Source organism: Pseudomonas lundensis (assembly GCF_001042985.1).
Lineage (GTDB): Bacteria > Pseudomonadota > Gammaproteobacteria > Pseudomonadales > Pseudomonadaceae > Aquipseudomonas > Aquipseudomonas lundensis.
In genome coordinates this window covers 1-25,635 of sequence record NZ_JYKY01000044.1, presented here as the reverse complement: position 1 = coordinate 25,635, position 25,635 = coordinate 1, and the positions used below count along the sequence as shown (strand labels likewise).

Annotated in this window: 23 protein-coding genes and 1 pseudogene; 17 read left to right on the top strand and 7 right to left on the bottom strand. The window is 61.5% G+C overall.

Annotated features, from left to right (window positions below):
* Positions 1 to 282: 282 nt before the first annotated feature.
* Positions 283 to 423 (top strand): hypothetical protein, encoded by a 141-nt coding sequence (locus tag TU74_RS24315; protein WP_157315208.1) that lies wholly within the window; start codon positions 283 to 285, stop codon positions 421 to 423.
* Here the strand turns inward: TU74_RS24315 and map are convergent.
* The 4 genes from map to poxB all read right to left on the bottom strand — a co-directional run bounded on the left by map (position 405) and on the right by poxB (position 5,260).
* Positions 405 to 1,196, bottom strand: coding sequence for a type I methionyl aminopeptidase (gene map, locus TU74_RS22005; protein ID WP_048377673.1), 792 nt, complete (start codon positions 1,194 to 1,196; stop codon positions 405 to 407). The two genes, TU74_RS24315 and map, sit on opposite strands and share 19 nt — an antisense overlap.
* Positions 1,193 to 1,453, bottom strand: a complete 261-nt coding sequence (locus tag TU74_RS22000) for a ParD-like family protein (protein ID WP_047281703.1) — start codon at positions 1,451 to 1,453, stop codon at positions 1,193 to 1,195. Before TU74_RS22000 ends, map begins: the two co-directional genes overlap by 4 nt.
* 136 nt (positions 1,454 to 1,589) lie before the next feature.
* On the bottom strand, positions 1,590 to 3,137 hold the full coding sequence (locus TU74_RS21995) for a TerC family protein (RefSeq protein WP_048377672.1): 1,548 nt from the start codon (positions 3,135 to 3,137) through the stop codon (positions 1,590 to 1,592).
* A gap of 401 nt (positions 3,138 to 3,538) precedes the next feature.
* Positions 3,539 to 5,260 carry a ubiquinone-dependent pyruvate dehydrogenase gene (poxB, locus tag TU74_RS21990; protein ID WP_048377671.1) on the bottom strand — a complete coding sequence of 574 codons (1,722 nt, stop codon included), beginning with the start codon at positions 5,258 to 5,260 and terminating at the stop codon, positions 3,539 to 3,541.
* A gap of 511 nt (positions 5,261 to 5,771) precedes the next feature.
* Between poxB and TU74_RS21985 the strand changes: the two genes are divergently transcribed.
* Complete coding sequence (locus tag TU74_RS21985; RefSeq protein WP_048377670.1) at positions 5,772 to 7,151, top strand: glutamine synthetase family protein; 1,380 nt, start codon at positions 5,772 to 5,774, stop codon at positions 7,149 to 7,151.
* Between the two features lie 220 nt (positions 7,152 to 7,371).
* Positions 7,372 to 8,007 carry a class I SAM-dependent methyltransferase gene (locus TU74_RS21980; protein WP_048377669.1) on the top strand — a complete coding sequence of 212 codons (636 nt, stop codon included), beginning with the start codon at positions 7,372 to 7,374 and terminating at the stop codon, positions 8,005 to 8,007.
* Here the strand turns inward: TU74_RS21980 and ampC are convergent.
* Positions 8,004 to 9,152: a class C beta-lactamase gene (gene ampC, locus TU74_RS21975; RefSeq protein WP_048377668.1), complete on the bottom strand. Its 1,149-nt coding sequence runs from the start codon at positions 9,150 to 9,152 to the stop codon at positions 8,004 to 8,006. The two genes, TU74_RS21980 and ampC, sit on opposite strands and share 4 nt — an antisense overlap.
* A gap of 295 nt (positions 9,153 to 9,447) precedes the next feature.
* Here ampC and rnd point away from each other — a divergent pair, with 295 nt between their 5' ends.
* The 3 genes from rnd (at position 9,448) to TU74_RS21960 (ending at position 11,931) form a co-directional block, all read left to right on the top strand.
* Positions 9,448 to 10,581, top strand: a complete 1,134-nt coding sequence (gene rnd, locus TU74_RS21970; protein WP_047274110.1) for a ribonuclease D — start codon at positions 9,448 to 9,450, stop codon at positions 10,579 to 10,581.
* Positions 10,578 to 10,871 carry a YcgL domain-containing protein gene (locus tag TU74_RS21965; RefSeq protein ID WP_047274112.1) on the top strand — a complete coding sequence of 98 codons (294 nt, stop codon included), beginning with the start codon at positions 10,578 to 10,580 and terminating at the stop codon, positions 10,869 to 10,871. The genes rnd and TU74_RS21965 overlap by 4 nt, the downstream gene beginning before the upstream one ends.
* Before the next feature lie 127 nt (positions 10,872 to 10,998).
* Positions 10,999 to 11,931, top strand: a complete 933-nt coding sequence (locus TU74_RS21960) for a D-2-hydroxyacid dehydrogenase (RefSeq protein WP_048377675.1) — start codon at positions 10,999 to 11,001, stop codon at positions 11,929 to 11,931.
* Positions 11,932 to 12,022: 91 nt separating this feature from the next.
* Here the strand turns inward: TU74_RS21960 and TU74_RS21955 are convergent, their stop codons facing one another.
* Positions 12,023 to 12,616, bottom strand: coding sequence for a nitroreductase family protein (locus TU74_RS21955; protein ID WP_047277809.1), 594 nt, complete (start codon positions 12,614 to 12,616; stop codon positions 12,023 to 12,025).
* 154 nt (positions 12,617 to 12,770) lie between these two features.
* On the opposite strand from TU74_RS21955, the gene TU74_RS21950 reads away from it, so the two are divergent.
* From TU74_RS21950 to TU74_RS21915, 8 genes are all read left to right on the top strand, one after another.
* Positions 12,771 to 13,220 carry a YcgN family cysteine cluster protein gene (locus TU74_RS21950; protein WP_047274118.1) on the top strand — a complete coding sequence of 150 codons (450 nt, stop codon included), beginning with the start codon at positions 12,771 to 12,773 and terminating at the stop codon, positions 13,218 to 13,220.
* A gap of 27 nt (positions 13,221 to 13,247) precedes the next feature.
* Positions 13,248 to 14,480 (top strand): hypothetical protein, encoded by a 1,233-nt coding sequence (locus TU74_RS21945; protein ID WP_047292662.1) that lies wholly within the window; start codon positions 13,248 to 13,250, stop codon positions 14,478 to 14,480.
* A gap of 168 nt (positions 14,481 to 14,648) precedes the next feature.
* Complete coding sequence (kdpF, locus tag TU74_RS21940; protein WP_047274123.1) at positions 14,649 to 14,738, top strand: K(+)-transporting ATPase subunit F; 90 nt, start codon at positions 14,649 to 14,651, stop codon at positions 14,736 to 14,738.
* Between the two features lie 8 nt (positions 14,739 to 14,746).
* Positions 14,747 to 16,441 (top strand): potassium-transporting ATPase subunit KdpA, encoded by a 1,695-nt coding sequence (gene kdpA, locus TU74_RS21935; protein WP_048377667.1) that lies wholly within the window; start codon positions 14,747 to 14,749, stop codon positions 16,439 to 16,441.
* Between the two features lie 10 nt (positions 16,442 to 16,451).
* Positions 16,452 to 18,524 carry a potassium-transporting ATPase subunit KdpB gene (gene kdpB / locus TU74_RS21930; RefSeq protein ID WP_048377666.1) on the top strand — a complete coding sequence of 691 codons (2,073 nt, stop codon included), beginning with the start codon at positions 16,452 to 16,454 and terminating at the stop codon, positions 18,522 to 18,524.
* Positions 18,525 to 18,542: 18 nt separating this feature from the next.
* Complete coding sequence (gene kdpC / locus TU74_RS21925) at positions 18,543 to 19,094, top strand: potassium-transporting ATPase subunit KdpC (protein WP_047277802.1); 552 nt, start codon at positions 18,543 to 18,545, stop codon at positions 19,092 to 19,094.
* A gap of 74 nt (positions 19,095 to 19,168) precedes the next feature.
* Positions 19,169 to 21,835, top strand: coding sequence for a sensor histidine kinase (locus TU74_RS21920; RefSeq protein ID WP_048377665.1), 2,667 nt, complete (start codon positions 19,169 to 19,171; stop codon positions 21,833 to 21,835).
* 36 nt (positions 21,836 to 21,871) lie between these two features.
* Positions 21,872 to 22,561 carry a response regulator gene (locus TU74_RS21915; protein ID WP_047282622.1) on the top strand — a complete coding sequence of 230 codons (690 nt, stop codon included), beginning with the start codon at positions 21,872 to 21,874 and terminating at the stop codon, positions 22,559 to 22,561.
* Here the strand turns inward: TU74_RS21915 and TU74_RS21910 are convergent.
* Positions 22,558 to 23,586 carry a patatin-like phospholipase family protein gene (locus TU74_RS21910; RefSeq protein ID WP_048377664.1) on the bottom strand — a complete coding sequence of 343 codons (1,029 nt, stop codon included), beginning with the start codon at positions 23,584 to 23,586 and terminating at the stop codon, positions 22,558 to 22,560. The genes TU74_RS21915 and TU74_RS21910 overlap by 4 nt on opposite strands.
* 154 nt (positions 23,587 to 23,740) lie before the next feature.
* Here TU74_RS21910 and TU74_RS21905 point away from each other — a divergent pair, with 154 nt between their 5' ends.
* The 3 genes and pseudogenes from TU74_RS21905 to TU74_RS21895 all read left to right on the top strand — a co-directional run.
* Positions 23,741 to 24,019: a hypothetical protein gene (locus tag TU74_RS21905; protein WP_047274136.1), complete on the top strand. Its 279-nt coding sequence runs from the start codon at positions 23,741 to 23,743 to the stop codon at positions 24,017 to 24,019.
* Between the two features lie 26 nt (positions 24,020 to 24,045).
* Positions 24,046 to 24,813, top strand: a complete 768-nt coding sequence (locus tag TU74_RS21900; RefSeq protein ID WP_048377663.1) for a CHAD domain-containing protein — start codon at positions 24,046 to 24,048, stop codon at positions 24,811 to 24,813.
* A 76-nt stretch (positions 24,814 to 24,889) separates the two neighbouring features.
* Positions 24,890 to 25,510, top strand: a pseudogene (locus tag TU74_RS21895) (acyl-CoA thioesterase); the annotation flags it as partial.
* Between the last annotated feature and the right edge of the window lie 125 nt (positions 25,511 to 25,635).

Below are 25,635 nucleotides of genomic sequence, written 5' to 3'. Positions count from 1 at the left end.
TGAACGTTTGCCAACGGCGACATCGGTAGAGGATTACGAAGCCTTGCTGCCGTGGAACTGCGAACCTCGACTTCACAGCTAAACGCTTTACCCATCTTTAGCCAAGTGGGGTTTATGGAGCGCTTACCAGCCATTCACATCAGCGCTCTTTAACAAGTAAATATCACCCTCCATGGCCCAGCGTCGCCAATGCAAGCGCGTCGTATATTGATCACGCCAAGCTTGGCTTCTGTCTACGCTTCACGCTAACCAAAGGAATGCATAGAGCAGCACGAATACAACGTGCTCAACCAACGCATCGCCACCACCCGCCCGGATGGCCACGCAGTGAGCTGGCTGAGCTACGGCAGCGGCCACCTGCACGGGCCTGACCGCTCGGCAGGCCCGCTCATTGATCACGCGTTTCAGCTGACCGGCGGGTAATCAGGCACGCTGTCCGGCCACGGGCTGAGGACTTCGAAGCCGTTATCGGTCACGGCCACCATGTGCTCCCATTGGGCGGACAATGAATGGTCCTTGGTCACCACGGTCCACTGATCGGCCAGGGTTTTTACGTGACGTTTGCCTGCGTTGAGCATCGGCTCGATGGTGAAAATCATGCCCGACTTCAATTTCATGCCTTGGCCCGGGAAGCCGTAATGCAGCACTTGCGGCTCATCGTGGTACACCTTGCCGATGCCATGGCCGCAGTATTCGCGCACCACGCTGTAGCCTTCTTTCTCGGCCAGGGATTGAATGGCATGCCCGATGTCGCCCAGGGTCGCTCCGGGGCGGACGACGTGAATACCGGCGCACATGGCGTCGTAAGTGGTTTTCACCAAGCGCCGCGCTTCAGGGCTCGGCTCACCCACAAAGTACATGCGGCTGGTGTCGCCGTACCAGCCGTCCTTGACCACGGCGATGTCGATATTGACGATGTCGCCGTCTTTCAACGGGGTGGCTGACGGGATGCCATGGCACACGACGTCGTTCACCGAGGTGCAGACTGTTTTAGGGAAGCCGTGATAACCCACGTTGCCGGGGATGGCCTTCTGCACATTGACGATGTAGTCGTGGCAGAGCTTGTCCAGTTGGTCTGTGGTCACGCCGGGTTTAACGTGTTCCGCGATCATGGCCAGGACTTCGGCGGCCAGCATGCCGGCCAATTTGGACTCAGCGATTTGCGCCGGGCTGTTGATGACGACGTGGTTTCTCATTGATCGGCCTGCGATACGGTTTCGAGTGGGGAAGCGTTGAGTGCGAGTTCGCTCAGGGACTTGAGGTCCAGACCGCCCGCCAGTTCGGCGCGAATCAGCAACCGGCAGATGTGGTTGTGGTCCAGGTCAGGGTGCAGCTCGCTCAGCATGCCGATGCGCATCCAGTGTTCGGCTTGCGCGTTGATGGAGCGGCTCAGCGCGTTGCTCGCGAGCCGCAGGTTTTCGTGCATGGGGTCTGAAATTTTTACGATGCCCATTGATACGCTCAATATGAAATGCATATGAAACGTATATTAAGCGATTGTTCTGGCGAAGCGAAGGCCGGATGTCGCCTTTGCACTCGGTGGGCGGCCCTTGCCGCTGGTGTGAAACGGGGCAAGGGCGCGCAGGTGTTTACGTTTTGGAGAGGTGCACGCGGGTTACGCGCCGTTCTTCAACGTCGGTGACGATCAGGTGCCAGCCCTCCCATTGAATCCGGTCGCCTTTGATCGGCAAACGGTCCAGCAGGCTCATGACCATCCCCGCCACCGTGTGATAGTCGTCCGTGCCGTGGGCCGGGAACCCGGTGCGCTCACGTACCTGACTCAGGTTCAACGCGCCGCTGACGGCGAATCCGTCGTCCAGTACGTCGATGTCAGGCCCGTCAATTTCGCTGGCATCGGGTAACTCACCCGCAATGGACTCCAAAATGTCGGTCATGGTCAAAATGCCGAGGAAGTCCCCGAATTCATTGATCACAAACGCAATGTGGGTCGATTCCTTGCGCATCTGCTCCAGGGCGTTAAGGATCGTGAAGCTGTCCAGCAAGTTGATGGTTTTACGCGCCATGGCCTCCAGATTCGGCTGATTGCCCGCAAGCAACTCCTTGAGCAGTTCTTTCTTGTGAATGAACCCCAGCGGCTCATCAATTCGCCCTTCACGAATGAGCGGCAAACGGGAGTAAGACGAGTGCATCAGGGTCGTGCGAATGGTTTCGGGCGTATCCGCCAGATCGATGTGATCGATTTGGGCGCGAGGCGTCATCACGGTGCGTATAGGGCGTTCAGCCAACTGCAGCACGCCGCTGATCATGATGCGTTCGCGACGGTGAAACACCTCTTTGGTCTCGCCGCCTTCAAGCAGATCAGCGATTTCCTCGTCCACTTCATCCGCTTCCAGCTTGCGTCCGCTCAACAGCCGCATGACGGCATGCGCCGTCCGCTCTCGCATCGGGCGAAGGCCTTGCACACTTTTTTTGCGACGGGCCCGTGCGATCTGATTGAACAATTCGATGAGGATCGAGAAGCCAATCGCGGCATACAAATACCCTTTGGGGATATGGAAGCCCAAGCCTTCGGCCGTGAGGCTGAAGCCGATCATCATCAGGAAGCCCAGGCACAGCATGATGACCGTCGGGTGGCTATTGACGAAGCGGGTCAGCGGCTTGCTGGCCAGCATCATCAGGCCGATGGAGAACACCACGGCAATCATCATGACCGACAAGTGCTCCACCATGCCCACCGCTGTGATCACGGCGTCCAGTGAAAACACCGCATCCAGCACGACGATCTGCGCCACGATTGGCCAGAACAGTGCGAAGGTCGTGTTCGAGGTGCGTTCAGAGACATGGCCTTCCAGCCGTTCATGCAACTCCATCGTTGCCTTGAACAACAGGAACAGGCCACCGAACAACATGATCAGGTCACGGCCCGAGAACACTTTGCCGAACACTTCGAACAGCGGCTCGGTGAGCGTCACCATCCACGAGATACTGGCCAACAGGCCCAGTCGCATGATCAGCGCCAGCGACAAGCCGATCACGCGTGCCCGGTCGCGCTGCTCAGGCGGCAGTTTGTCCGCCAGAATCGCGATAAACACCAGGTTATCGATGCCCAGCACCAGCTCCAGCACGATCAGCGTCAACAGGCCCAGCCAGGCCGTCGGATCTGCAATCCATTCCATAGGGATCAGTAAACCTCTTGTTCAAGACAGGAAACGACAGGCCGGGTGACCACAGACGCGCTGACGCACGAACGCAGCGTGGGTGTCAGGGGTAGGGCAGGGACTGAAACAATGAGCGAGCACCGAGCGGAAGCGATGCCGGGAGATGAGGTGAAGCGGTGCAGGTGAAGGGGCGTTGCGAGCGCCAAGAAGCGACTGGGAGGCTCCAGAAGGGTGTTCATATAAACCTTGCGTCAATGAGGGAGGGCAAGACTACAGCGATCCAGGCTTTTTCGGTCAGCCGGAGTTATTACAAAATTTGACGGGATAGCCTTGCGGGTGGGGTGAGGAACCGGCGAGGGCTGCGGGCGAACAAAACCCTCGAGGCGCCGGCCCCAAGGGTTTTGACAGGGCGGCGAACTTCAGCGCAACAGGTTGACCTTGGCCAGGTCGATCAACTCCCGCGCACGGCCGTCCATCACCGTTTTGAGCATGAACAGGCTAAAACCTTTGGCCTGCTCAAAAGTTTTGGTCGGCGGCATGACCAGTTCCTGACGGGCGCTGACCACATCCACCAACACCGGCCCCGGGTGGCTGAAGGCTTCGCGCAGCGCGGCTTCCAGTTGCGAAGGGTGTTCCACACGGATGCCCTTGACACCCATGGCCTCGGCCATTGCGGCGAAGTTCGGGTTTTTCAGGTCGCAGCCCACGTCGGGATACCCGGCCGCTTTCATTTCCATCTCGACAAAGCCCAGCGTGCCGTTATTGAGCACGATGACTTTGATAGGCAAACCCACCTGATTGAGCGTCAGAAAGTCGCCCATCATCATGGTGAAACCACCGTCGCCCGACATTGACACCACTTGCCGGTGCGCGAACGCCGCCTGTGCGCCAATCGCTTGCAACATGGCGTTGGCCATGGAGCCGTGGTTGAACGAGCCGACCAGACGCCGCTTGCCGTTCATTTTCAAATAGCGCGCTGCCCAAGCGGTGGGCGTGCCGACGTCGCAGGTGAAAATCGCGTCGTCATCCGCCAGCTCGCTGACCAGTCGATTGAGGTATTGAGGGTGAATGATGTCGCTGTTCGGTCCGCTTTCGGCCAGTGCATCGAGGTCTTCACGGGATTTTTTGTAGTCCTTGAGTGCCGCCTCCAAGTGCTCGCTGTCGGCGTTTTGTCTGATGCTGGGCAACACGGCCTGCAAGGTCAGCTTGACGTCACCGAGCAATCCCAGCTGCAACGGGCAACGGTTGCCCAGTGCTTCGGGACGCACGTCGATTTGCGCAATATTGCCGTGCTCCGGGTAGAACTGGCGGTATGGAAAGTTGGTGCCCAGCATCAGCAAGGTGTCGCAGTTCATCATCGCTTTGTAACCGGATGCAAAGCCGATCAAGCCCGTCATGCCGACGTCATACGGGTTGTCGTATTCGACGTGTTCCTTGCCGCGCAATGCATGCACGATCGGCGCTTTGAGGCGTTCGGCCAAGGCCAGGATCTCGGTATGTGCCCCGGCGCACCCTGCGCCGCACAGTAATGTCACGTTGCGCCCGTCGTTAAGGAAGGAGGCCAACTGATCGATTTCGGTGTCGGCGGGGCGAATCAGTGGCATGGCGGGCTTGAGCCAGTTGGGCACCTTGGCTTGCGTGGTTTGCAGGGCGACATCCCCCGGGATCACCACCACCGCCACGCCGCGCTTGGCGATGGCCATGCGCATGGCGCGTTCCAGAATCTGCGGCAACTGCTCGGGGTGCGACACCAGCTCCACGTAATGGCTGCACTCTTTGAACAGGCTTTCGGGGTGGGTGGCCTGGAAGTAATCAATGCCGATTTCGCTGCTGGGGATATGCGCGGCCAGCGCCAGCACCGGTACGCCGCTGCGGTGGGCGTCGAACAGGCCGTTGATCAAATGCAGGTTGCCGGGGCCGCAACTGCCGGCGCACACCGCCAGCTCACCGGTCAAATGCGCCTCGGCACCGGCGGCAAAGGCAGCGGCCTCTTCGTTGCGCATGTGAATCCACTCAATCTGTTCCTGACGGCGCAGCGAGTCAGTAAAGCCATTCAACGAGTCACCTACCACGCCAAACACGCGTTTGACGCCTGCCTCTTGCAACGTTTCGGTAATGAAATCAGCAACCGTTCGGGACATGGGAGAGGCTCCTTGAAGTAAGAAAACAGACGGCCTGAGACAGGCGATTAACCCATTCCCAAGCAGGATAGACACTGGATCCGACCTTGCGCCTGGCGCAGTCGTTCGATGAAAAGATGTTCATCAGCGCAAGGCGTGCGGCATCGCATCGCTATCACGTGCGTTCAAATGTTTAGCGGTTGGCCACTCAAAGGTTGATAAGTCTGTATTTAAGCGGGCTGCGGCGCATGGGAGGCTGCGTGTTCTTTTTCGGCAATGGTTGCAGGTATGAGGCTTGGCCTTGTAGAGATTCAACGCGTGAAGCTGTCAGGCATTTACGCGCCTGCAGGACGGCCGCTTCGTGGTTATCTTCCCTGCGCCACCCTTGATCGGTGTGATCTGCCGTGCGAACTGGCGTTTTGGGCCTTGTTTCACTGCCGTCATGCGCGCCCCCCGGATACCCCTTGTGTTGGCTGATGTTGATCAACCGCGCATTTGCGCGCCTGTCTGATACGCCTATACGAGTCTTCCCATGAGTGCCACGACCCTGTTTGCGCCGTTACAAGAAGCGTTGGATTTTCTGCAATCGCACCCGCATATCGAGATGTTTGAGTTGTTCATCCTCGACAGCAACGGCGTGCCCCGCGGCAAGTTGCTGCACCGCGATGAACTGTTGGCGGTTTATGAAAGCGGCCGGCCGCTGCCGAGCACCATTCTGGGCCTGAGCATCAATGGCGACGATGTGGAAAATACCGGGCTGGTCTGGGACGTGGGCGACATCGATTGCCGCGCCTACCCGTTGAGTGGCAGCCTGCAGCCGATGCCGTGGCGCCAGATCCCGATGGCAGCGGTGCAAGTCAGCATGCACCCCGAGCAAGGCATGCCCGCCACCGTGGCCGACCCACGTCATCTGCTGGTCAAGGTGATCGACGGGCTAAAGGCCGACGGCTATTACCCGGTGATGGCGGCGGAGCTGGAGTTTTACTTGCTCGACCAAAAGCGCGACAGCCAGGGCCGGCCGCAACCGGCGCGTGATGCCGACGGCCAGCGACCGCGTGCGACGCAGGTCTACGGGTTGCGTGAACTGGAGCAAATCGAGCCGTTTCTGGCCGATCTGTACAGCGCCTGCAGACTGCAAGGCGTTCCGGCGCGCACCGCCATTTCCGAATACGCACCGGGGCAAGTGGAAATCACCCTTGAACACCGCGCCGACGCGTTGCAGGCGATGGACGAAGCGGTGCGCTACAAGCGACTGGTCAAGGGCGTGGCGCACAAGCACGGGATGGCTGCGTGTTTTATGGCCAAGCCGTTTGACGATCTGGCCGGGACGGGCATGCACATGCACGTCAGCCTGGCCGACAAGGACGGCAACAACCTGTTCGCCAGTGAAGCGCCCGAAGGCACGCCGCTGCTCAAACAGGCGGTGGGCGGCATGCTCAGCACGCTGCTCGACTCACTGCTGATGTTTTGCCCGAATGCCAACTCTTATCGACGTTTTCAGAGCAACAGCTACGCGCCGCTGGCCGCGACGTGGGGCGTGGACAATCGCACGGTAAGCCTGCGGGTGCCGGGCGGCCCGGCTTTTTCGCGGCATATCGAGCACCGGATTTGCGGCGCCGATGCCAATCCTTATTTGGCCGCAGCGGCCATTCTGGCCGGTATTCATCGCGGTATTCGAGAGCAGCGTGATCCGGGTGCTCCGGTCCAAGGCAATGGTTACGCACAGGCCGCCGAGCAACTGCCCACCGACTGGTTGACGACCTTGCGTGCCCTGGAACGCTCCGACTGGGCCAAAGAAGCGTTCGGCCCTGCGTTTGTGAAGGTATACCTGGCGGTCAAAAACGCGGAATACCGCCAATTCATGGGCGAAGTGGGCGAGCAGGACTGGCGCTGGTATTTGCAGCACGCGTGAGCTTGCCGCGACAGGGTGGGGTGATCGGGCGCAATTGACCTGTCACCCCGGCCACGGGGCCACCTTCCACGGCGACTGGCCATGGATGGCTAAACGCCTTGTTCCTGTGATGGCAGGCGTTTAACCGCCACGAAGGTTTTCATCCTTTCCTGACAATTTTTTCACTGCTGGCCCGCTAACCTCCTTGGCGAATAACTTCATACACAAGAGTTCGCGGGCCATGTCATCGCAGCCACCTTCCACCATTGAGCTTGAATTCGCTGAACGCTATGACCGCGAGCATGCTCAGGTATGCCGCGAAGTGCGGCCTGAAGGTGTGCTCCGGCGTCTGGCCATGTGGCGGGAGCAGTCGCTGATTCGGCGCGCGCTCAAAGTGGCGGGCGAGCCAGGGCTGGTGCTGGACCTGGCGTGCGGTGCCGGGCGTTTCTGGCCGTTGTTGGCCGAGCATGGCAACCGGGTGATTCTGGCCGCCGATCCGTCTCAGGGCATGCTCGATCACGCCCTAACCCACCATTCGACGGGCTTGCTGGCGCGTGTCACCTTGTTTAAAAGCTCGGTGTTTACCATCGATATGCCTGAAAACGCCGTGGACTGCATTTTTTGCATGCAGCTGTTTCACCATGTGCGTGACAGCGAGCACCGTCTGGCGATCTTGCGCGAATTGCACCGGGTCAGCCGTGACACGTTGATCCTGTCGCTGTTTATCAAACCCTCGCAGAACCCGCAGCGCATCTGGGTGGCCAAGGACGCAATCGAAGCCCAGTTTTCACAGGCGGGCTTCAGCGTGCTCAAACAATACGATGTGCTGCCCGGCCACACGGCGGGCAGCATTTTCGTGTTGCGCAAAGGCAGTTAATTCAACGCCTCGAAAAGCGCATGAGCCAATTTCACCCGGGCTTCGTTCGGGTAATTTTTGTTCGCAAGAATGACCACGGCCTGCTTTTTGGCGGGCACGAACGCGATGTAGCCACCGAAGCCATTGGTTGAGCCGGTCTTGTTGATCCAGCTGTCTGCGCGCGGGGCCAGCGGTGGATTCAAGGCCTCAACCGGTTGAGTGTCGTAGGCCATGGCGTTCGAATTGCCCTCGACCAGTGCAGCCAATGTGACCGGGTAGGGGTATTGCTCCCACACCAGGTCCTGGGTCATTGGCCCGGCCCGGAAGTAACCGGTATGGGTGGTGTCCAGGGCGCGGCGAAGGGGGGGGCTGACCTGGCCAAGGCCTGCATTCAGCTCGGCGAAATGGATCAGGTCGCGCGCCGAGGTTTTCAGGCCGTAGGCTTCGTCCGCCAATACGCCTGCCCCTAAACGTACGGGCGCATCCTCTTTGTTGTACCCCTGAGCGTAGCGGTGCATCTCGCTGTCAGGGATCTGCAGATAGCTGCTTTTCATCCCCAATGCCGGCAGCAAATGGTCTTGCATGGCCTCGGTGTAGGGCATGTTCATGCGTTTGGCGGCGATCACCCCCAGCATGCCGATGCTGGGGTTGGCATAGCTGCGCTGGGTGCCCTGCGGGTACGTCGGCTGCCAGGCCTTGAGGTAGGCCATGAGTTGTGTATCGTTTTGAACATCATGGGGCACCTGCAACGGGAATCCGCCGGCCGTGTGAGTGGCCAGCCCGATCAGCGTCACGTTGCCGAACGGGGTGTTGCGTAATTCGGGCAGGTACGTACTCACCGTCTTAGTGAGTGACAGTTGCCCATTGGCTTGAGCGTAAGTGGCCAGGGTCGCGGTCAGGGTTTTGCTGATGGAACCCACTTCGAACAGCGTGTCGGAGGTCACTTTGGTGGCTGTCATTTTTGAAGCGACACCGAAGTTATAGAAATGCTGTTGACCTTCGACGCTGATGGCGATGGCCAGGCCGGGCACGTTGTACTGTTGCATCACCGCTTGGGCGGCGTCTCGCACAGTGCTGTCGAGGCTCGCGGACACGGCGGGCATGCTCATGGCGCACAAACCCGACAGTAAAAGAGTAGATACGGTGTGTTTTAACGGCTGGCGCATGAGGGCGTCCTTCTTGTCTCTGTGGAAAAAGGGCAGGTTGTGTCGGATGCAGCGTGCGGCCTTGTCACCGAATGTTTCTTGATGACGGAGCAGCGATGCGTTTCATCACAGGTGTGAGCGTGCAGGCACGCTGTTCGAGGCGTGAGCTGGGTGAAAATACACATTTAACGGGGGCGTGTGTTGAAGGTGGAAGCCTGAATTTATGTAGGTTTTTTCGTCGACAAGTTTGTCAGTCAATCGCCGGAAATGCCTGATGCCGATATATACTGCGCGCCATTCTTCAAGGGAGAGCCGTGTGGCCATCGATATTCACTGGATTCGCGACAACGATAGCCTCGGCCAACATTGCGCCCAATGGCAGCATTTGCCGTTTGTAGCCCTCGACACCGAATTCATGCGGGTCGACACCTTTTACCCCATTGCCGGCTTGATTCAGATCGGCGACGGGGAGCGGGCTTACCTGATTGACCCGCTGACCATCGACAACTGGCAGCCGCTGGCGGCCCTGCTGGAAAACCCGGCCGTGGTCAAAGTGCTGCACGCGTGCAGCGAGGACCTTGAGGTGCTGTTGCGCTTGACCGGCAGCTTGCCCGCGCCATTGTTTGACACCCAGTTGGCAGCCGCCTACCTGAACCTGGGGTTCTCGATGGGCTATTCGCGTCTGGTCAAGGAAGTGCTTGACCTGGACCTGCCCAAAGGCGAAACCCGCTCTGATTGGCTGCAACGTCCACTGTCCGAAACGCAGATCAGCTACGCCGCCGAAGATGCCCAGCATCTGGCTGAAGTGTATGTGCTGTTGCGTCCACGGTTGTCGCCCGAAAAGTACAACTGGGTGCTCGAAGACGGTGCTGAGCTGGTCGCCAACTTGCGCCGCGAAGTGGACCCGAACGAGGTGTACCGCGAGGCCAAGCTGGCGTGGAAGTTGTCCCGCGATCAGTTGGCGGTCTTGCGTGAAATCTGCGCCTGGCGTGAGCGTGAAGCCCGCGCCCGTGACCTGCCGCGCAACCGGATCGTGCGTGAACATGCGTTGTGGCCATTGGCCAAAACCCAGCCCGACAACCTGGTCTCGCTGGCGCGCATCGAAGACATGCACCCGCGCACGGTGCGTCAGGACGGCGAGTTTTTACTCGACCTGATCAAGCGTGCAGGCAGCCTGCCACCTGAGCAGTGGCCGCCAGCCGTGCCCGAGCCGTTGCCGGTAGAAGCTGCGGCGCTGATCAAACGTCTGCGGGCGGTGGGCCAGGTGTATGCCGAACAACTGAACATGGCGCCCGAGCTGATGCTGCGCAAGAAAACCCTGGAAGCGCTGGTCAAGAGCGGCTTCCCCAATGGGCCTTATCAATTACCGGACTCACTGCGCGGATGGCGCCGTGAGCTGATGGGTCAGGCGCTGCTCGACAGCCTGGCCACTGCTGGAGAACCGTCTTGAAACGTATTTGCTCTATTTACCGCAGCACCAAGCGCAACGAAATGTACTTGTACGTGCTCAAGGCCGATGCTCTGGAGCGCGTGCCGGAGCCTTTGATGGCGGCATTTGGCAAAGCCATTCACGCGTTCGATCTGGTGCTGACCCCCGAGCGCAAGCTGTCGCGCGAAGACATCGCCGTGGTGCTGGAGAACCTTGAGAAACAGGGTTATCACCTGCAGATGCCACCGGCCGAAGACGAATACATCGAGCACTTGCCTGAAGAGCTGTTGCGTCGCAACGACCCGATGTAACGACCTGATCCGGGTGCCCGGCAAAGGGCACCTGTCCTGAGTGGATTCAATTGCATTGGCGGTGCCCCCATTCGACGCGTTAACCCGCGACGGCGGCCGCTGGCAGCGTTTTAAAAAGGTTACGAGCATGCGCGTTCTGATTGCCGAACATGACCACCCCCTTTACACACGCCTGCTGCAAGCGGCCGCGCCTGAACTGGAGGTGTTGACCAGTGGCGACTCGGCGCAGCTGTCGCGTCTGGCGGCCGATTGCCCGGTATGGCTGGGCCAGCCTGATCTGCTGGCCACGCTGATGCGTCAGGGGCATCAGCCACAATGGCTGCAATCGACTTGGGCGGGCATTACGCCGCTGTTGGCCGGCGGCTTGCAACGCAACTACCGCCTGACCCGTGCCGTGGGTATTTTCGGTCAGGTCATGGCCGAATACGTGCTGACGTACATCCTCGGTCACGAGCGTGAAGTCATGGCGCGGCTGGTCAGTCAGGTGGAGCGCAAATGGGACAACCGCATGGGCCAGAGCCTGGTCGGGCGCAAGGTGCTGATCGTCGGCGCTGGCGACATTGGCCAGACCGTGGCGCAGTTTCTGCAACCGTTTGGCGTGGAGCTGTATGCCATCGCCCGCACCGCCCGTGAGCAGGCGCCCTTCAAGGAAGTCGGCACGCTGGACGATCTGCCGCGCCTGGTGGGGGCGGTGGATTACGTGGTGAACTTGTTGCCCAACACGCCGGACACCCACGACCTGTACGATGCCGAACTGTTTGCACAATTCAACCCGACCGGGGTGTTCATCAATGCCGGGCGTGGCGTCGCCGTGGTGGATGCGGACTTGGTTGAAGCGTTGCGGGTCGGCCATATTGCCGCCGCCGTGATTGACGTGTGCCGGCAGGAGCCATTGCCCGCCAAGCATCCGTTCTGGACCGCCTGGGGCCTGTTGTTGACCGGTCACAGTTCGGCGCCGACGTCACCGTCGTTGATGGTGCAACTGTTTGTCGACAACCTGCGTGCGTTTCAGGCGGGGCAGCCAATGCGTGGCGAAGTGGATTTCGCACGCGGCTATTAACAAGACTGGGGTCGCTGCCGGACAACGCGAGGCTGCGAGCTTTCAAGGGGCAGGTCAAAAGCTCGCGGTTTGCGGCAGCGACAGGCCGCGCTTAGAGGCTGAAATCACCTTCAGCGACTAATTTGCTCAGCGGCTCACGCTGGCTGGGCACTTCCTTGGCTTGCAGGTAATCGACCAGCGTCGCTTTGTCCCCCAGCTTGCCGATTGCCACCATGGCTTGCACGGCATAGCCTTCCGGGATCTTCAGCTCTTTGTGCGCGCGCTCGTAATCGAGCCCGCTCATGCCGTGGGTGTGCCAGCCGCTCAGGTGAGCTTGCAAGGCCAGATGGCCCCAGGCTGCGCCGGTATCGAACGCGTTGGTCGGTGACGGTTTTTCTTCGGTGGTGCCCGGAGCGGCAAAGGTGGTTTTCGACACAATCACCACCAGCGCGGCGGCGTGTTTAGCCCAGCCCTGGTTGAATTCCACCAGCAGGTTCAAGTAGCGATCAAACGCCGGGGTGCCGCGCAGCGCGAACAGAAAGCGCCAAGGCTGCGAGTTGTAAGCCGAAGGCGCCCAGCGTGCGGCTTCAAAAAAGCTCATGAGGGTCGGTGTGTCGAGGGTGGCATCGGTGAAAGCACGGGGCGACCAGCGCTGGGTGAATTGCTCGTGAATGGCGTGATCGGCGATGCGGGTATTAGCAGTCATTCTTGATACCTGAGTTGATTTTCGCGGTTCAGCGTAGGCGCAAAGCTACTGTTATGCCATCTGGCTGACAAGTCTGACGACAAGCGCTTGGCCCGCGGGGTCTTGGGCACTAGACTGGCGGCCTTTTCCATTCCCCGATGTTGATGTTTGAGCCATGGCCGCAAAAGTTGAACCGTTCTGGATCCGCAAAACCCTCGATCAACTGGATCAGGAGGAATGGGAGTCGCTGTGCGACGGTTGCGGCTTGTGCTGCCTGCAAAAGCTCGAAGATGAAGACGACAACAGCGTCTACTACACGCGCATTGCCTGCAAACTGCTCGACCTGAAAACCTGCCGGTGCACGGACTACCCGAATCGACGTGATTCTGTCCCGGACTGCATTCAACTGTCGCCGGGCAAGGCGGAGGAATTCAAATGGCTGCCGCCCACCTGTGGCTACCGGCTGGTCAGCGAACGCAAGGACCTGCCGCTGTGGCACCCCTTGGTGTGTGGTGATCCGGACGCCGTGCACCACGAGCGCATCTCGCAATCGGGGCGCATGCTGGCCGAAGGCAGCGTGCCGGAAGAAGACTGGGAAGATCATCTGATTTTCCGCGCCGGTTAATCGCCGGAGCGGTCGCAAGGAGTGTGTATGCCGCTGCGTTACCGAATCCCCCTGGGGCTGCTGATGGCACTGCTCGGCAGTCCGCTGTGGGCCGCGCAAAAAGTCAATCTGGATTACCACGTGCGCCTGATGCCGCAAACCGGCCAGGCCGACGTGCGCCTGACGCTGGCTGAAGGCTCAGCCGTGCGCAGTCTGGATTTCGACCTTGGCGCCCCCGGCAGCTACAGCGATTTCAAGGCCGATGGCGGCTGGCAGCTCACCCCCGACCCGCAGCACAGCCGTGGGGTGTGGCATCCCGCGTCAGGCACCGCCACGCTGAGCTACCGGGTTCGCCTCAATCACCCCTTTAAAAACGGCAGTTTCGACACCTATGCCACGGCCAAGTGGGCGTTGTTCCGTGGCGAGCAACTGGTGCCGCCTGCCAGCCTCGACCAGCAAGACGGTACCGAGCTGGTGTCACGGCTGACGTTCGCCTTGCCCGAAGGCTGGAAAAGTGTCGAAACCGCGTGGCCGCGCATCGGCAAAAACCGTTTCCGCATTGACGATGTTTCGCGTTTGTTTGATCGGCCAACCGGGTGGATGCTGGCGGGCACGCTGGGCAGCCGGCGCACCACGCTGGGCGAAACCGAGGTCACCGTTGCCGCGCCGCAAGGGCAGGGCATGCGGCGCATGGACGTCCTGACACTGCTGACCTTCGTCTGGCCGCAGTTGCAAGCGGTGTTCCCGCGCAACCCGCCCAAGTTGCTGATCGTCGGGGCCGGCAGCCCGATGTGGAAAGGCGCCAGCGCCGACCGCAACTCCATTTATCTGAGCAGCGCCTTGCCGATGGTCAGCGAATCTGGCAGCAGTCCGTTGTTGCGCGAATGGGTGCAACTGTTCAGTGGCATCAAGGTAGAACCGGGCCATGACTGGATCAGCCAAGGGTTGAGCGAGTATTACGCCATCGAACTGATGCGCCGCGCAGGCGGGATGAGCGACGAGCGGTATCAGACCTTACAGCACAAGCTCAATGCGACTGGCAAAGGCGTGACGCGGATGCGCGGCGCGCAGGCCAATCCGGCGGCGGTGGCGCGTGCGGTGACGCTGTTGCAGGCGCTGGACCGCGAAATCCGTCTGCAAACCCACAGCAAGCGTTCGCTGGACGATGTGAGCCAAGCGTTAATGCGCATGGACAAGGTCAATACCCAATCGTTTATCCAACTGAGCGAAAGCGTACTGGGCGGCGCGTCTGACGTGCTCGCCACCCCACTGCTGCACTGAGCGTTCGCTTTACGGTCGTCGCAGATCCGCCAGCCGCGACAGGTCTGGCGCGATGGTTTTCTTTACGCCTTCTTTACGCCCTCGCATCCCCCTCGATCTCGATCCTTTACACCCCTGAACCCCACACTTTCCCCACACGCGGCAATCGCCGCTTTGGGGAGCACGTCGATGGGCATTCTGGATGGGGTGTCGCTGCTGTTGGCAGTGGGGCTGTTCGTTTATCTGCTGGTGGCGCTGTTGCGCGCTGATCGGAATTAGGAGCGGGTATGCACAGTTATGACTATGGGCTGTTGCTGGCCTTTTTCGCGTTGGTGTTGCTGCCTGCGCCCTGGCTGGGACGTTTTTATTACAAGGTCATGGAAGGTCAGCGCACCTGGTTGACGCCGGTGCTCGGGCCGGTCGAGAAGGTCTGTTACCGGGTGGCCGGGGTCGATCCGGGCGATGAGCACACTTGGCAGAAATACACGCTGGCGTTGCTGGCGTTCAACCTCGCAGGGTTTGTGTTGCTGTTTGCGATTTTGCTGTTGCAACAGTATTTGCCACTCAACCCGCAGCAGTTGCCGGGTCAGGAGTGGACGCAGGCGTTCAACACCGCCGTGAGTTTTGTTACCAACACCAACTGGCAGAGCTACAGCGGCGAAGCAACACTTAGTTATTTCAGCCAGATGGCAGGCCTGGCCGTGCAGAACTTCGTCAGTGCGGCGACCGGCCTGGCGGTCTTGGTCGCCTTGTGCCGTGGCATCAGCCGCCGGTCCGCCCGCACGCTGGGCAATTTCTGGGTCGACATGACCCGCGCCACGCTCTACGGCCTGCTGCCGCTGTGCCTGGTGCTGGCGCTGTTGCTGGTGTGGCAGGGCGTGCCGCAAACCCTGGCGCACTATGTTCATGCGCTGACCCTGGAGGGCGTGGATCAGGTCATCCCGCTAGGGCCGGCCGCGAGTCAGATTGCGATCAAGCAACTGGGCACCAATGGCGGGGGCTTTTTCGGGGTGAACTCGGCGCACCCGTTCGAGAACCCCACGGCCTGGAGCAACCTGTTTGAAGTGGCGTCGATCATCCTGATTCCCGTGGCGCTGGTGTTCACCTTCGGCCATTACGTCAAGGACCTGCGCCAAAGCCGCGCCATCATCGCCTGCATGCTGGCGTTGTTCCTGATCGGCGGCGGCACTGCGTTGTACGCAGAGTCTCAACCCAACCCTGCGCTCAACAGCCCGCTGGTTGAGCACACCGCACCGCTGGAGGGCAAGGAAGTGCGTTTTGGCACCACCGCCACGGTGCTGTGGACCGAGACCACCACCGCAGCCTCTAACGGGTCGGTCAATGGCATGCATGACAGCCTCAACCCGCTGAGCGGGATGGTGGCGATGGTCAACATGATGGTGGGCGAAGTGATCTTCGGCGGTGTGGGCGCCGGTCTCTACGGCATGTTGCTCAACGTACTGATTGCTGTGTTCCTGGCCGGTTTAATGATTGGCCGAACCCCCGAGTACCTGGGCAAAAAGCTGCAAGCCAAAGAGGTTCAACTGCTGGTGGTCACGCTGCTGGTGATGCCGGTGGGCGTGCTGGTGCTCAGCGCGCTGGCGACCAGTTTGCCGAGCGCCGTGGCGTCGGTGAGCAACCCCGGTGCCCATGGCTTCAGTCAAGTGCTGTACGCCTTTACCTCGGCCAGTGCCAACAACGGGTCGGCGTTTGCCGGGCTCAATGCCAACACGCCGTTTTATAACCTGATGTTGGGGTTGGGCATGTTGATTGGCCGTTTCGGCTACATCCTGCCGGTGCTGGCGCTGGCCGGAAGCCTGGCGATGAAGAAAACCGCACCCGTGGGGCAGGACAGCTTTCCCACCCACGGCCCGCTGTTTGTGGTGCTGCTGACCATGACCATCGTGCTGGTGGGCGGGTTGACCTTCTTGCCGACACTGGCCCTTGGCCCCATCGCTGAACAACTGATTTTGGGTTTCTGAGGACACGATGATGAGCATGCCAGCTCCTGTTAAAACCCTGACGCCTGCGCCTGACACCCAGGCGCCTGCGTCACCGAAAACCGCGTTTGCCGACCTGTGGCGTCCGGCGTTGTTGCAAGCATTCGTCAAGCTCGACCCGCGTCAGCTCAAGCGCTCGCCGGTGATGCTGGTGGTGGAACTGACGGCGGTCTTCACCACGATCTTGTGCGTGTTGCCCGACCCTGTGGTGTCCACCGGCGTAGCGCTGCAAATCGCCGTGTGGTTGTGGTTTACCGTGCTGTTTGCCAACTTCGCCGAAGCCCTGGCCGAGGGTCGGGGCAAGGCGCGGGCTGACAGCCTGAAAGCAGGCAGCGTGGGGTTAAGTGCGCGCCGCCGCACGGCCAACGGCAGCTTTGAAGTGGTGCCGGCCACGCGCTTGCGCAAAGGCGATGTGGTGCGTGTCGAAGCCGGTGAGATGATCCCCGGTGACGGTGAGGTGATTGAAGGCATTGCCGCGGTCAACGAAGCGGCGATCACCGGCGAGTCTGCCCCGGTGATTCGCGAGTCGGGCGGTGATCGTTCGGCCGTCACCGGCAATACGCGGCTGGTGTCGGACTGGCTGTTGGTACAGATCAGCGCCAACCCCGGCGAGTCGACACTGGACCGCATGATCGCGCTGGTCGAAGGCGCCAAACGCCAGAAAACGCCCAACGAAGTGGCGCTGGATATACTGCTGATCGGCCTGACCCTGATCTTTCTGATCGTGGTCGTGACCTTGCAGCCCTTCGCCTATTTTGCGGGTGGCAGTCTGCCGTTGGTGTTTCTGGTCGCGCTGTTGGTGACGCTGATCCCGACCACCATCGGTGGCTTGCTGTCGGCCATCGGCATTGCCGGTATGGACCGGCTGGTGCGCCTGAACGTGATTGCCAAGTCCGGCCGTGCGGTGGAGGCCGCCGGTGACGTGCACGTGTTGATGCTGGACAAGACCGGCACCATCACCTTCGGCAATCGCCGCTGCACGGCGCTGTATGCCGCCCCCGGCGTGACCGCGATGGAACTGGCTCAGGGCGCGCTGTTGGCGTCGCTGGCGGACGAGACGGCGGAGGGCAAGTCGATTGTCGAGTTCATCCGTGGCCTGCACGCGCTGCCAGAGCCGGAGGCGCACGCAATCACAGCGGTGCCGTTCACGGCTGAAACGCGGCTCTCGGGGGTCGATTACAACGACCGGGTGTACCGCAAGGGCGCCGTGGATTCGGTGCTGGCCTTTATCGGCCTGAAACGCGATGAAGTCGCCCCGGCCTTGTCCCGTGAAATCGACAAAACTGCCCAGAGTGGCGGCACGCCGTTGCTGGTGTGCGTGCAAGGCAAGCTGCTCGGCGCGATTCACCTCAAGGACGTGGTTAAGCCCGGCATCCGCGAGCGTTTTGCCGAACTGCGCAAGCTGGGGATCCGCACGGTCATGGTGACCGGCGACAACCCGCTGACCGCCGCGGCGATTGCGGCCGAGGCGGGGGTCGATGATGTGCTGGCAGAAGCCACGCCGGAGAAAAAACTGGCGCGCATCCGCCAGGAGCAAAACGACGGCCGTCTGGTGGCGATGTGCGGCGACGGCGCCAACGACGCACCGGCGCTGGCACAGGCCGACGTGGGCATGGCCATGAACGACGGCACCCAGGCGGCCCGCGAAGCCGCCAACATGGTCGACCTCGACAGCGACCCCACCAAGCTGCTGGATGTGGTGCAGATCGGTAAAGAGTTGCTGGTGACCCGGGGCGCGCTGACCACGTTCTCGATTGCCAACGACGTGGCCAAGTATTTCGCCATCCTGCCTGCGCTGTTTGCCACGATTTACCCGCAACTGGGCGTGCTCAACGTGATGCACCTCAACAGCCCGCAGAGCGCCATCCTGTCCGCGATTGTGTTCAACGCGCTGATTATCGTGGTGCTGATCCCGCTGGCCTTGCGCGGCGTGCGGGTGCAGGCGGCGAGTGCCGCGCAACTGCTGCGTCGCAACCTGCTGATTTACGGGCTGGGCGGGCTGGTGGTGCCGTTTGTGGGCATCAAGCTGATCGACATGCTGCTCACGGCGCTGCATCTGGTTTAACCCGAGGAGGAACGCAACATGGCTACTCTTTTACGTCCGGCCCTGAGCCTGATGGTGCTGTTGACGGCCATCACCGGGGTGATCTACCCGCTGACCGTGACCGGGATCGCGCAACTGGCGTTTCCCGATCAGGCCAATGGCAGCCTGGTGCGCGATGCGGACGGCAGCGTGCGCGGTTCGCAGTTGATCGCCCAGGCCTTCACCGGCGAACAATGGTTTCACTCGCGGCCCTCGGCCGGGGCCTACGCCACGGTGTCGAGCGCGGCCAGCAACCTGGCGCCGAGCAACCCGGCGCTGGCGGCGCGGGTCAAGGACAGCGCCGCCGAATGGGCCGTGCCCGAACAGGGGCCAGTGCCGCTGGCAATGCTGACGACATCCGCCAGCGGGCTGGATCCGCACTTGCCACCTGAGGCAATACGCTATCAACTACCACGTGTGGCTGCGGCCCGAGGCTTGCCGGTGCAAACGGTCGAGCACTTGCTGCAGGCGCACATCGAGCAGCCGTGGGTTGGGCCGCCGGTGGTGAACGTGCTGAACCTGAACCGGGCGCTGGCGCAGCTCACACCCTGAGCCATCTGCCGCCGTTGTCGCTGCCGCTTGGTGCGGCAGCGACCGCGTTGATCTCCATTTGAATAGGTAAAGACATGACAGATTCCGGTCGCGCCGATGCGTTGTTAGCGGATTTGCCTCGGGCTGGCCGTGGCCGGCTCAAGGTGTTTCTGGGCGCGGCCCCCGGCGTGGGCAAGACCTACGCCATGCTTCAGGCAGCCCACACCCAGGTGCGTCAGGGTGTCCGGGTGCTGGTCGGAGTGGTGGAAACCCATGGCCGCGCCGAAACCCAGGCCCTGCTCAACGGCCTGGCGCAACAGCCTTTGGTGCGCTCGCAATACCGGGGCGTGCAGCTTGAAGAAATGGACCTGGATGGCCTGCTGCACGCCCGGCCCGCATTGGTGTTGGTGGACGAATTGGCCCACAGCAACGCGCCCGGCAGTCGCCACGCCAAACGCTGGCAGGACGTGCAGGAATTGCTGGCCGCCGGGATAGATGTCTACACCACGGTCAACGTCCAGCATCTGGAAAGCCTCAACGATCAGGTGCGCGGCATCACCGGGGTGCACGTGCGCGAAACCCTGCCGGACTGGATCGTGCAGGAAGCCTATGAACTGTTGCTGATCGACCTGCCGCCCCGCGAACTGCTGGAGCGGCTGCGCGATGGCAAAGTGTATGTGCCCGAACAGGCCCGCGCGGCCATCGATGCCTTTTTCACCCAGACCAACCTCAATGCCCTGCGCGAATTGGCCATGCAGACCGCGGCGGTGTATGTCGATGATGAGCTGGACAAAGGCTATCGCCAGTTGGGTCAGGCTGCCCCGGCGTTGCGCGGGCGGTTGCTGGTGGGCATTGATGGCGATGCGCAGGCCGAGCGGCTGGTGCGTCACGCCAGCCGGGTTGCCGAGCGCCGGCATTTGCCATGGAGTCTGGTGCACGTGGACAACGGCAGTGCGCGGGACGAGCAGTCGCGGTTGCGCCTGCAAAGCGCGCAGCAATTGGCTGAGCGTCTGGGGGGCGAGGTGGTGTTGCTGCGCGCGGGCGAAGTGGCGAAAACCCTGATTCAGCACGCCGCCGAGCGCCGCGCCAGCCTGCTGCTGGTGGGCCAGTCACGGCCGAACTGGCGCAGGAAATGCTTCGGCGGCGGGCTGGCATCTCGCTTGTTGCGCGATGCCCACGGGCTGGAAATCAACGTGCTCGATAACGAGCAGGCACCGGATGCCACGCCGCGTCGGCGCGTGGGGTCGCTGGTGTGGTTCGACTACGGTCTGGCGCTGCTGGCAACCGTGCTGGCCAGTGCGTTGGCCTGGGGTGTGTCCAGCGTGCTGGCGCTGCCCAATATTTCGATGGTGTTTCTGGCGGCCGTGCTGCTGGTGGCGGTGCGCAGCAGCCTGGGACCTGCGCTGGCCTGTGCAGCGATGTCCTTTTTGACCTATGACTTTTTATTCATCCCGCCGAACTTCTCGTTCAGTATCCAGCGCGAAGAAGATGTGCTGACGCTGGTGTTCTTCCTGCTCATGGCCGCCTTGACCGGCAACCTCGCGGCCCGTCAGCGCCGCCAGTTGCAAGCGCTGCGCGAGACCCAGCAAGAGACCAGCGAGCTGTTGGACCTGTCGCGCAAACTGACCGCTGCCACCGACCGCAAAGCGGTGGTCAACGCCGCCGCCCAGCATTTGAGCGGCTGGAAAGAACTCAACCTGTGCCTGCTCAACCGTGATGGCAGCAGCGGCTGGACCGTGGAAACCGGAGGGCCGTTGACCTTCAACGAGGCCGAGCGCGCAGCGGCCGACTGGGCCTGGAATCACGAGCAACCGGCGGGCAAAGGCACCGGCACCTTACCGATGGGCCGTTGGTGGTGGTGGCCCTTGACGGTGGACGACGGCCCATTGGCCTTGCTGGGCGTCAGTTCGAAAGAAGGCCAGAGCTTGACCGGTCAGCGGCGGCGCCTGCTGATGGCCCTCAGCCAGCCATTGGCACAGGCGCTGGCCCGTGCGCAATTGGCCCAGGACCTTGAAGCCGCCCGCCTGCATGGCGAAACCGAACAATTGCGCAGCGCCTTGCTGGCCTCCGTGTCCCACGACCTGCGCACCCCGCTGACCACCATGCGCGGCAGTATCGACACGCTGCTTGCGCTGGGCGAGGCGATCCCGCTGGAGGACCGGCGCGAATTGCTGGAGGGCACCCGTGACGAGGCCGAGCGCCTGGACCGCTACATTCAGAACCTGCTAGACATGACCCGTCTGGGCCATGGGGCCTTGAAGCTGGCGCGGGACTGGGTGTCGCCGACGGACATCGTCGCCAGTGCGTTGAACCGGCTGCGGGCGGTGCTCGCGCCGTTGCAGGTGCAGGTCGACGTGGCGCCGCAATTGCCGCTGTTACACATTCACGCGGCGTTGATCGAGCAGGCACTGGTCAACGTCCTGGAAAACGCCGCACGTTTTTCACCGCCCCATGGCGTGCTGCAACTGGTGGCCGGGGCCGATCAACAGGAGCTGTGGTTTGCCGTGAGCGATCAAGGGCCCGGTATCCCGGAAGAAAACCGGGCGAAGATTTTCGACATGTTTTACACCGCTGCCCGCGGCGACCGGGGCGGGCAGGGTACGGGGCTGGGGCTGGCGATCTGTCAGGGCATGGTCGGCGCCCATGGCGGGCGCATCAGTGTGGGCGAGGGCATCGGCGGGCGCGGCACGTGCATCACCTTGCACTTGCCGCTGCCTGAACAGCCGCTGCCGGAAGGGGAAGAGCCGCCCCGTGAAGCCTGATATTCTGCGCGCCTCTTTGCACGGTGAACCCACGCCATGAGCCAACCCACCACCGTTTTGGTCATTGATGACGAACCGCAGATCCGCAAGTTTTTGCGCATCAGCCTGGTGTCCCAGGGGTATCAGGTGCTCGAAGCGGCCACGGGCGCCGACGGCTTGAGCCTGGCCGCGCTGCAGAAACCGGATCTGCTGGTGCTCGACCTCGGCCTGCCGGACATGGACGGCCAGCACGTGCTGCGCGAGTTTCGCGAATGGTCAGGGGTGCCGGTGCTGGTGCTTTCGGTGCGGGCCAGCGAAGCGCAAAAGGTCGAAGCGCTGGATGGCGGCGCCAATGACTACGTGACCAAACCCTTTGGCATTCAGGAGTTTCTGGCGCGCATCCGTGCGTTGTTGCGTCAGGCTCCGGCAGGCGAGGTGCAGCAGGCCGCCGTGGCCGTGGGGCCTTTGACCGTGGACCTGGCCTATCGCCGTGTATTGCTGGACGGCGTCGAAGTCGCCCTGACGCGCAAGGAATATGCCGTGCTGGCGCAGTTGGCGCGCCATCCGGGTCGGGTCATCACCCAGCAGCAACTGCTCAAGGATATTTGGGGTCCGACCCATGTCGAGAACAGCCATTATTTGCGCATTGTGGTCGGTCATTTGCGGCAAAAGCTGGCCGATGACCCGACCCGCCCGCGCTTTATCCTGACCGAACCGGGCGTGGGGTATCGCTTGCTGGACGCTTAGGGCGTTTCACTCTCATAGCGGTCCAGGGTGTCGCAGGCAATCTCGCGTCCCAGGGCGATCAATTCGGGCGCCTTGTAAAACTCGAAAAAACGGCACACCCGCTTGGGCACGTTTATCAGAATGTCGGGCGGATAACCGGCGATCTTGTACTGCGCCAGTGACGTCTGCATGACTTCGAAGCTCTGGTTGATCAAATCCAGCAGCGACGCCGGGCCGACGTTGTCGATGATGAATGAACCTGAAGCGGATTTGGGCGCGCCTTCCTGGGTCGGGGCGGCGGCCGGTTGCTGGCCGTCGGGGCGCGACGATTCAATCCAGGGGTTGGGCGGGGTATCCGGGCCAGGCGTGAGCAGCGCTTGCTCCAGCTCCAGCAGGTCGTTTGCATGTTTATTGCGAAAGGGGATGTGTGAGCCGAGGGAGTTCATCAGGTTGTCGAAACGGCTTTTGAACGCCGGGGCTCGTTGAATGACGGGCAACTGGTAGCCGTTTTGGTGGGTGGAGTTCAGGTTGACAGCGATGATCAGGTCGCAATGGCTGGAGACCACCGGCACGATGGGCAGCGGGTTGAGCAGGCCGCCGTCGACCAGCATGCGGTTGCCCTGCATCACCGGGGTAAACAGGCTGGGAATCGCCGCCGAGGCCCGCATTGCCTGATGCAGGCAGCCTTCCTGAAACCAGATTTCCTGTTGGTGGGTCAGATCCGTGGCCACGGCGGTGTAGGGGATACGCAAGTCTTCGATGTTGATCTCACCGACGATGTTGCGAATTTGACCGAACACTTTTTCCCCACGAATGGCGCCCAGGCGAAAGCTAACGTCCACCAGCCGCAACACATCGAGATAGTCCAGGCTTTGAATCCAGTCGCGGTACAGATCAAGCTTGCCCGCCGCGTAGATGCCCCCCATCGAGCAACCGGCAATGCAGGCGATGTCGTAGCCACGGCGTTCGAGTTCCTCAATGACGCCAATGTGGGCGTACCCTCGGGCGCCACCCGAGCCCAGCACCAATGCAACGCGCTTTTTCATGAATCAATCCTTGGCCAGTGAGGTGCTAACAATGCAATGCCTTTTCCTGAATGGGCAAGCTAGTCTTGCAAAGACGGCGCGCCGGGGCAGGGCACTTTCTACCTGCTTTTGCGTCTTAGCCTCTAATTAACATTAATTGTTTGAGGGTATGTCCATGAAAGCTCTGATCTGTGTGCCGTTGATGGCGTTGATGCTGGCCGGTTGTGCGGGCAAAACGGCCTACCGTGACAGTTGCGCGACGCAGCTGGATGCCGCCTGGCACGAGCTGGACCTGGCCAAGGCCGAAGGGTTTGCCGGCACGATCAGTTATTCCAAGGCCCTGTCGTTGCTGACCGGGGCTAAAACCCAACAACAGTTCGAAGCGTTTGAAGGCTGCTCGAAAAAAGCCGAGAAAGCGCGTTTTTATATTCGTGAGTCACGCGCGGGTCGTTAAACCGGTGCGGGACGGGGAGGGGAAGGATGTCTGAATGGGTTGACAAGATTGTGGCGAACATCGTGCGTCTGGAGGTCAGGTTGCTGGCCTGTCAGGCGCGCTTGCAGGCTGAAACCGACCCCGAAGCCTTGCATGATTTGCGCACCACGGTGCGCCGTCTGCGCAGCCTACTAAGACCGCTGCGGGGGTTGCCGGGGGTGGTGCAGCTGGAAATGGCGGCCTCACAGGTGGGTGCTCTGACCACGCCGCTGCGCGATCTGGAAGTGCTGGCGGCGTATTTGCAGCAACAGGGTCACGCGCAACTGGCTGGGCGTCGGTTGGCGCAACTGGCGGGCAGCTATGTCGCCGTGGCTGAAAGCGCGCAGTTGGCGCAACTGCTGATGATCCTTGACGTCTTCCCACGGTTTCTGCGGGCCGCCCAGCGTGAAGGGTTGCTGCGCGGGTTGCGCCCGCGCATCGAAAAGGTGCTTGAAAAACAGTGGCAGACCCTGCAAAAGGCGCTGAATGACCCCGGCCATGACCGGCACCGTGTGCGTTTGCTGATTAAACGCGTGCGCTATGCCGCCGAGGCCTACCCCGAACTGGATCGCTTGCCGTCGAGGGTGCTGGTACGCCTTAAAGAGGCGCAAAAAGCCCTGGGCGACTGGCACGATGCCTGGCAATGGTTGTTGCAGGCCGAGCAGCAGCCGGACTTGCAGCCCTGTGTCGAGGGCTGGCGTGACACCCTGGCCCGTGGTGAACAGGACGCCGACCGCGCGTTGATCAAGTTGAGCGCGGCCTGTTTTCACTCATGATTTGGCCGAATCAAGCGCTGTGCTGCCTGCGGCGGGTGCGTAGTATCTGCCTCTGATGATCCATGCCGAGGTGCTCATGCAGTTTTCAGAATTGGTTGCGGCGGTGCGTCATAACCCGTCGTACGTCACGATTCCGGTCGATTGGGGTCAGGGGCGCGCGACATTTGGCGGTTTGATGGCGGCCTTGCAGTATGAGGCAATGCGTGCCCAAGTCCCTGCGCAGCGTGCTTTACGCTCGCTGTCGGTGAGCTTCGTCGGGCCTGTGGCCCCGGATGTGCCGGTTAGCTTTGAAGTCGAAGTGCTGCGTGAAGGCAATGCCGTCACGCAGGTGCTGGGCAGGGCGCTGCAACAGGGTCAGGTGGTGACGCTGGTTCAAGGCAGCTTCGGTGCGCCACGCGAATCGTCCGTCAAGGTGCAGAGCCTGCCGGCACCGGACATGAAGCCCGTCGACAGCTGCCCGCTGTTGCCCTACATCAAAGGCATCACGCCGCAATTCATGCGGCATTTGTCGATGGGCTGGGCGGTAGGCGCCTTGCCATTTACCGGCAAGGGCGGGCGTGAAATGGGCGGCTGGGTGCGGTTTGCGGGAGAGGTCAAGGACGAACCCCTGACCGAAACCCACGTGCTGGCCCTGGTCGATGCCTGGCCCCCGGCCTTGCTGCCGCTGCTGGACAAGCCCGCCGCCGGTAGCACTTTGTAGTGGTCTAATGAAACCGGACACTCATTTAGGCGAGAATGCTCGCCCCAAAGAGGTGTCTGATGACCAAGCAACGCCGTACCTTTACCCCTGAGTTCAAGCGCGAAGCAGCCTGTCTGGTGCTC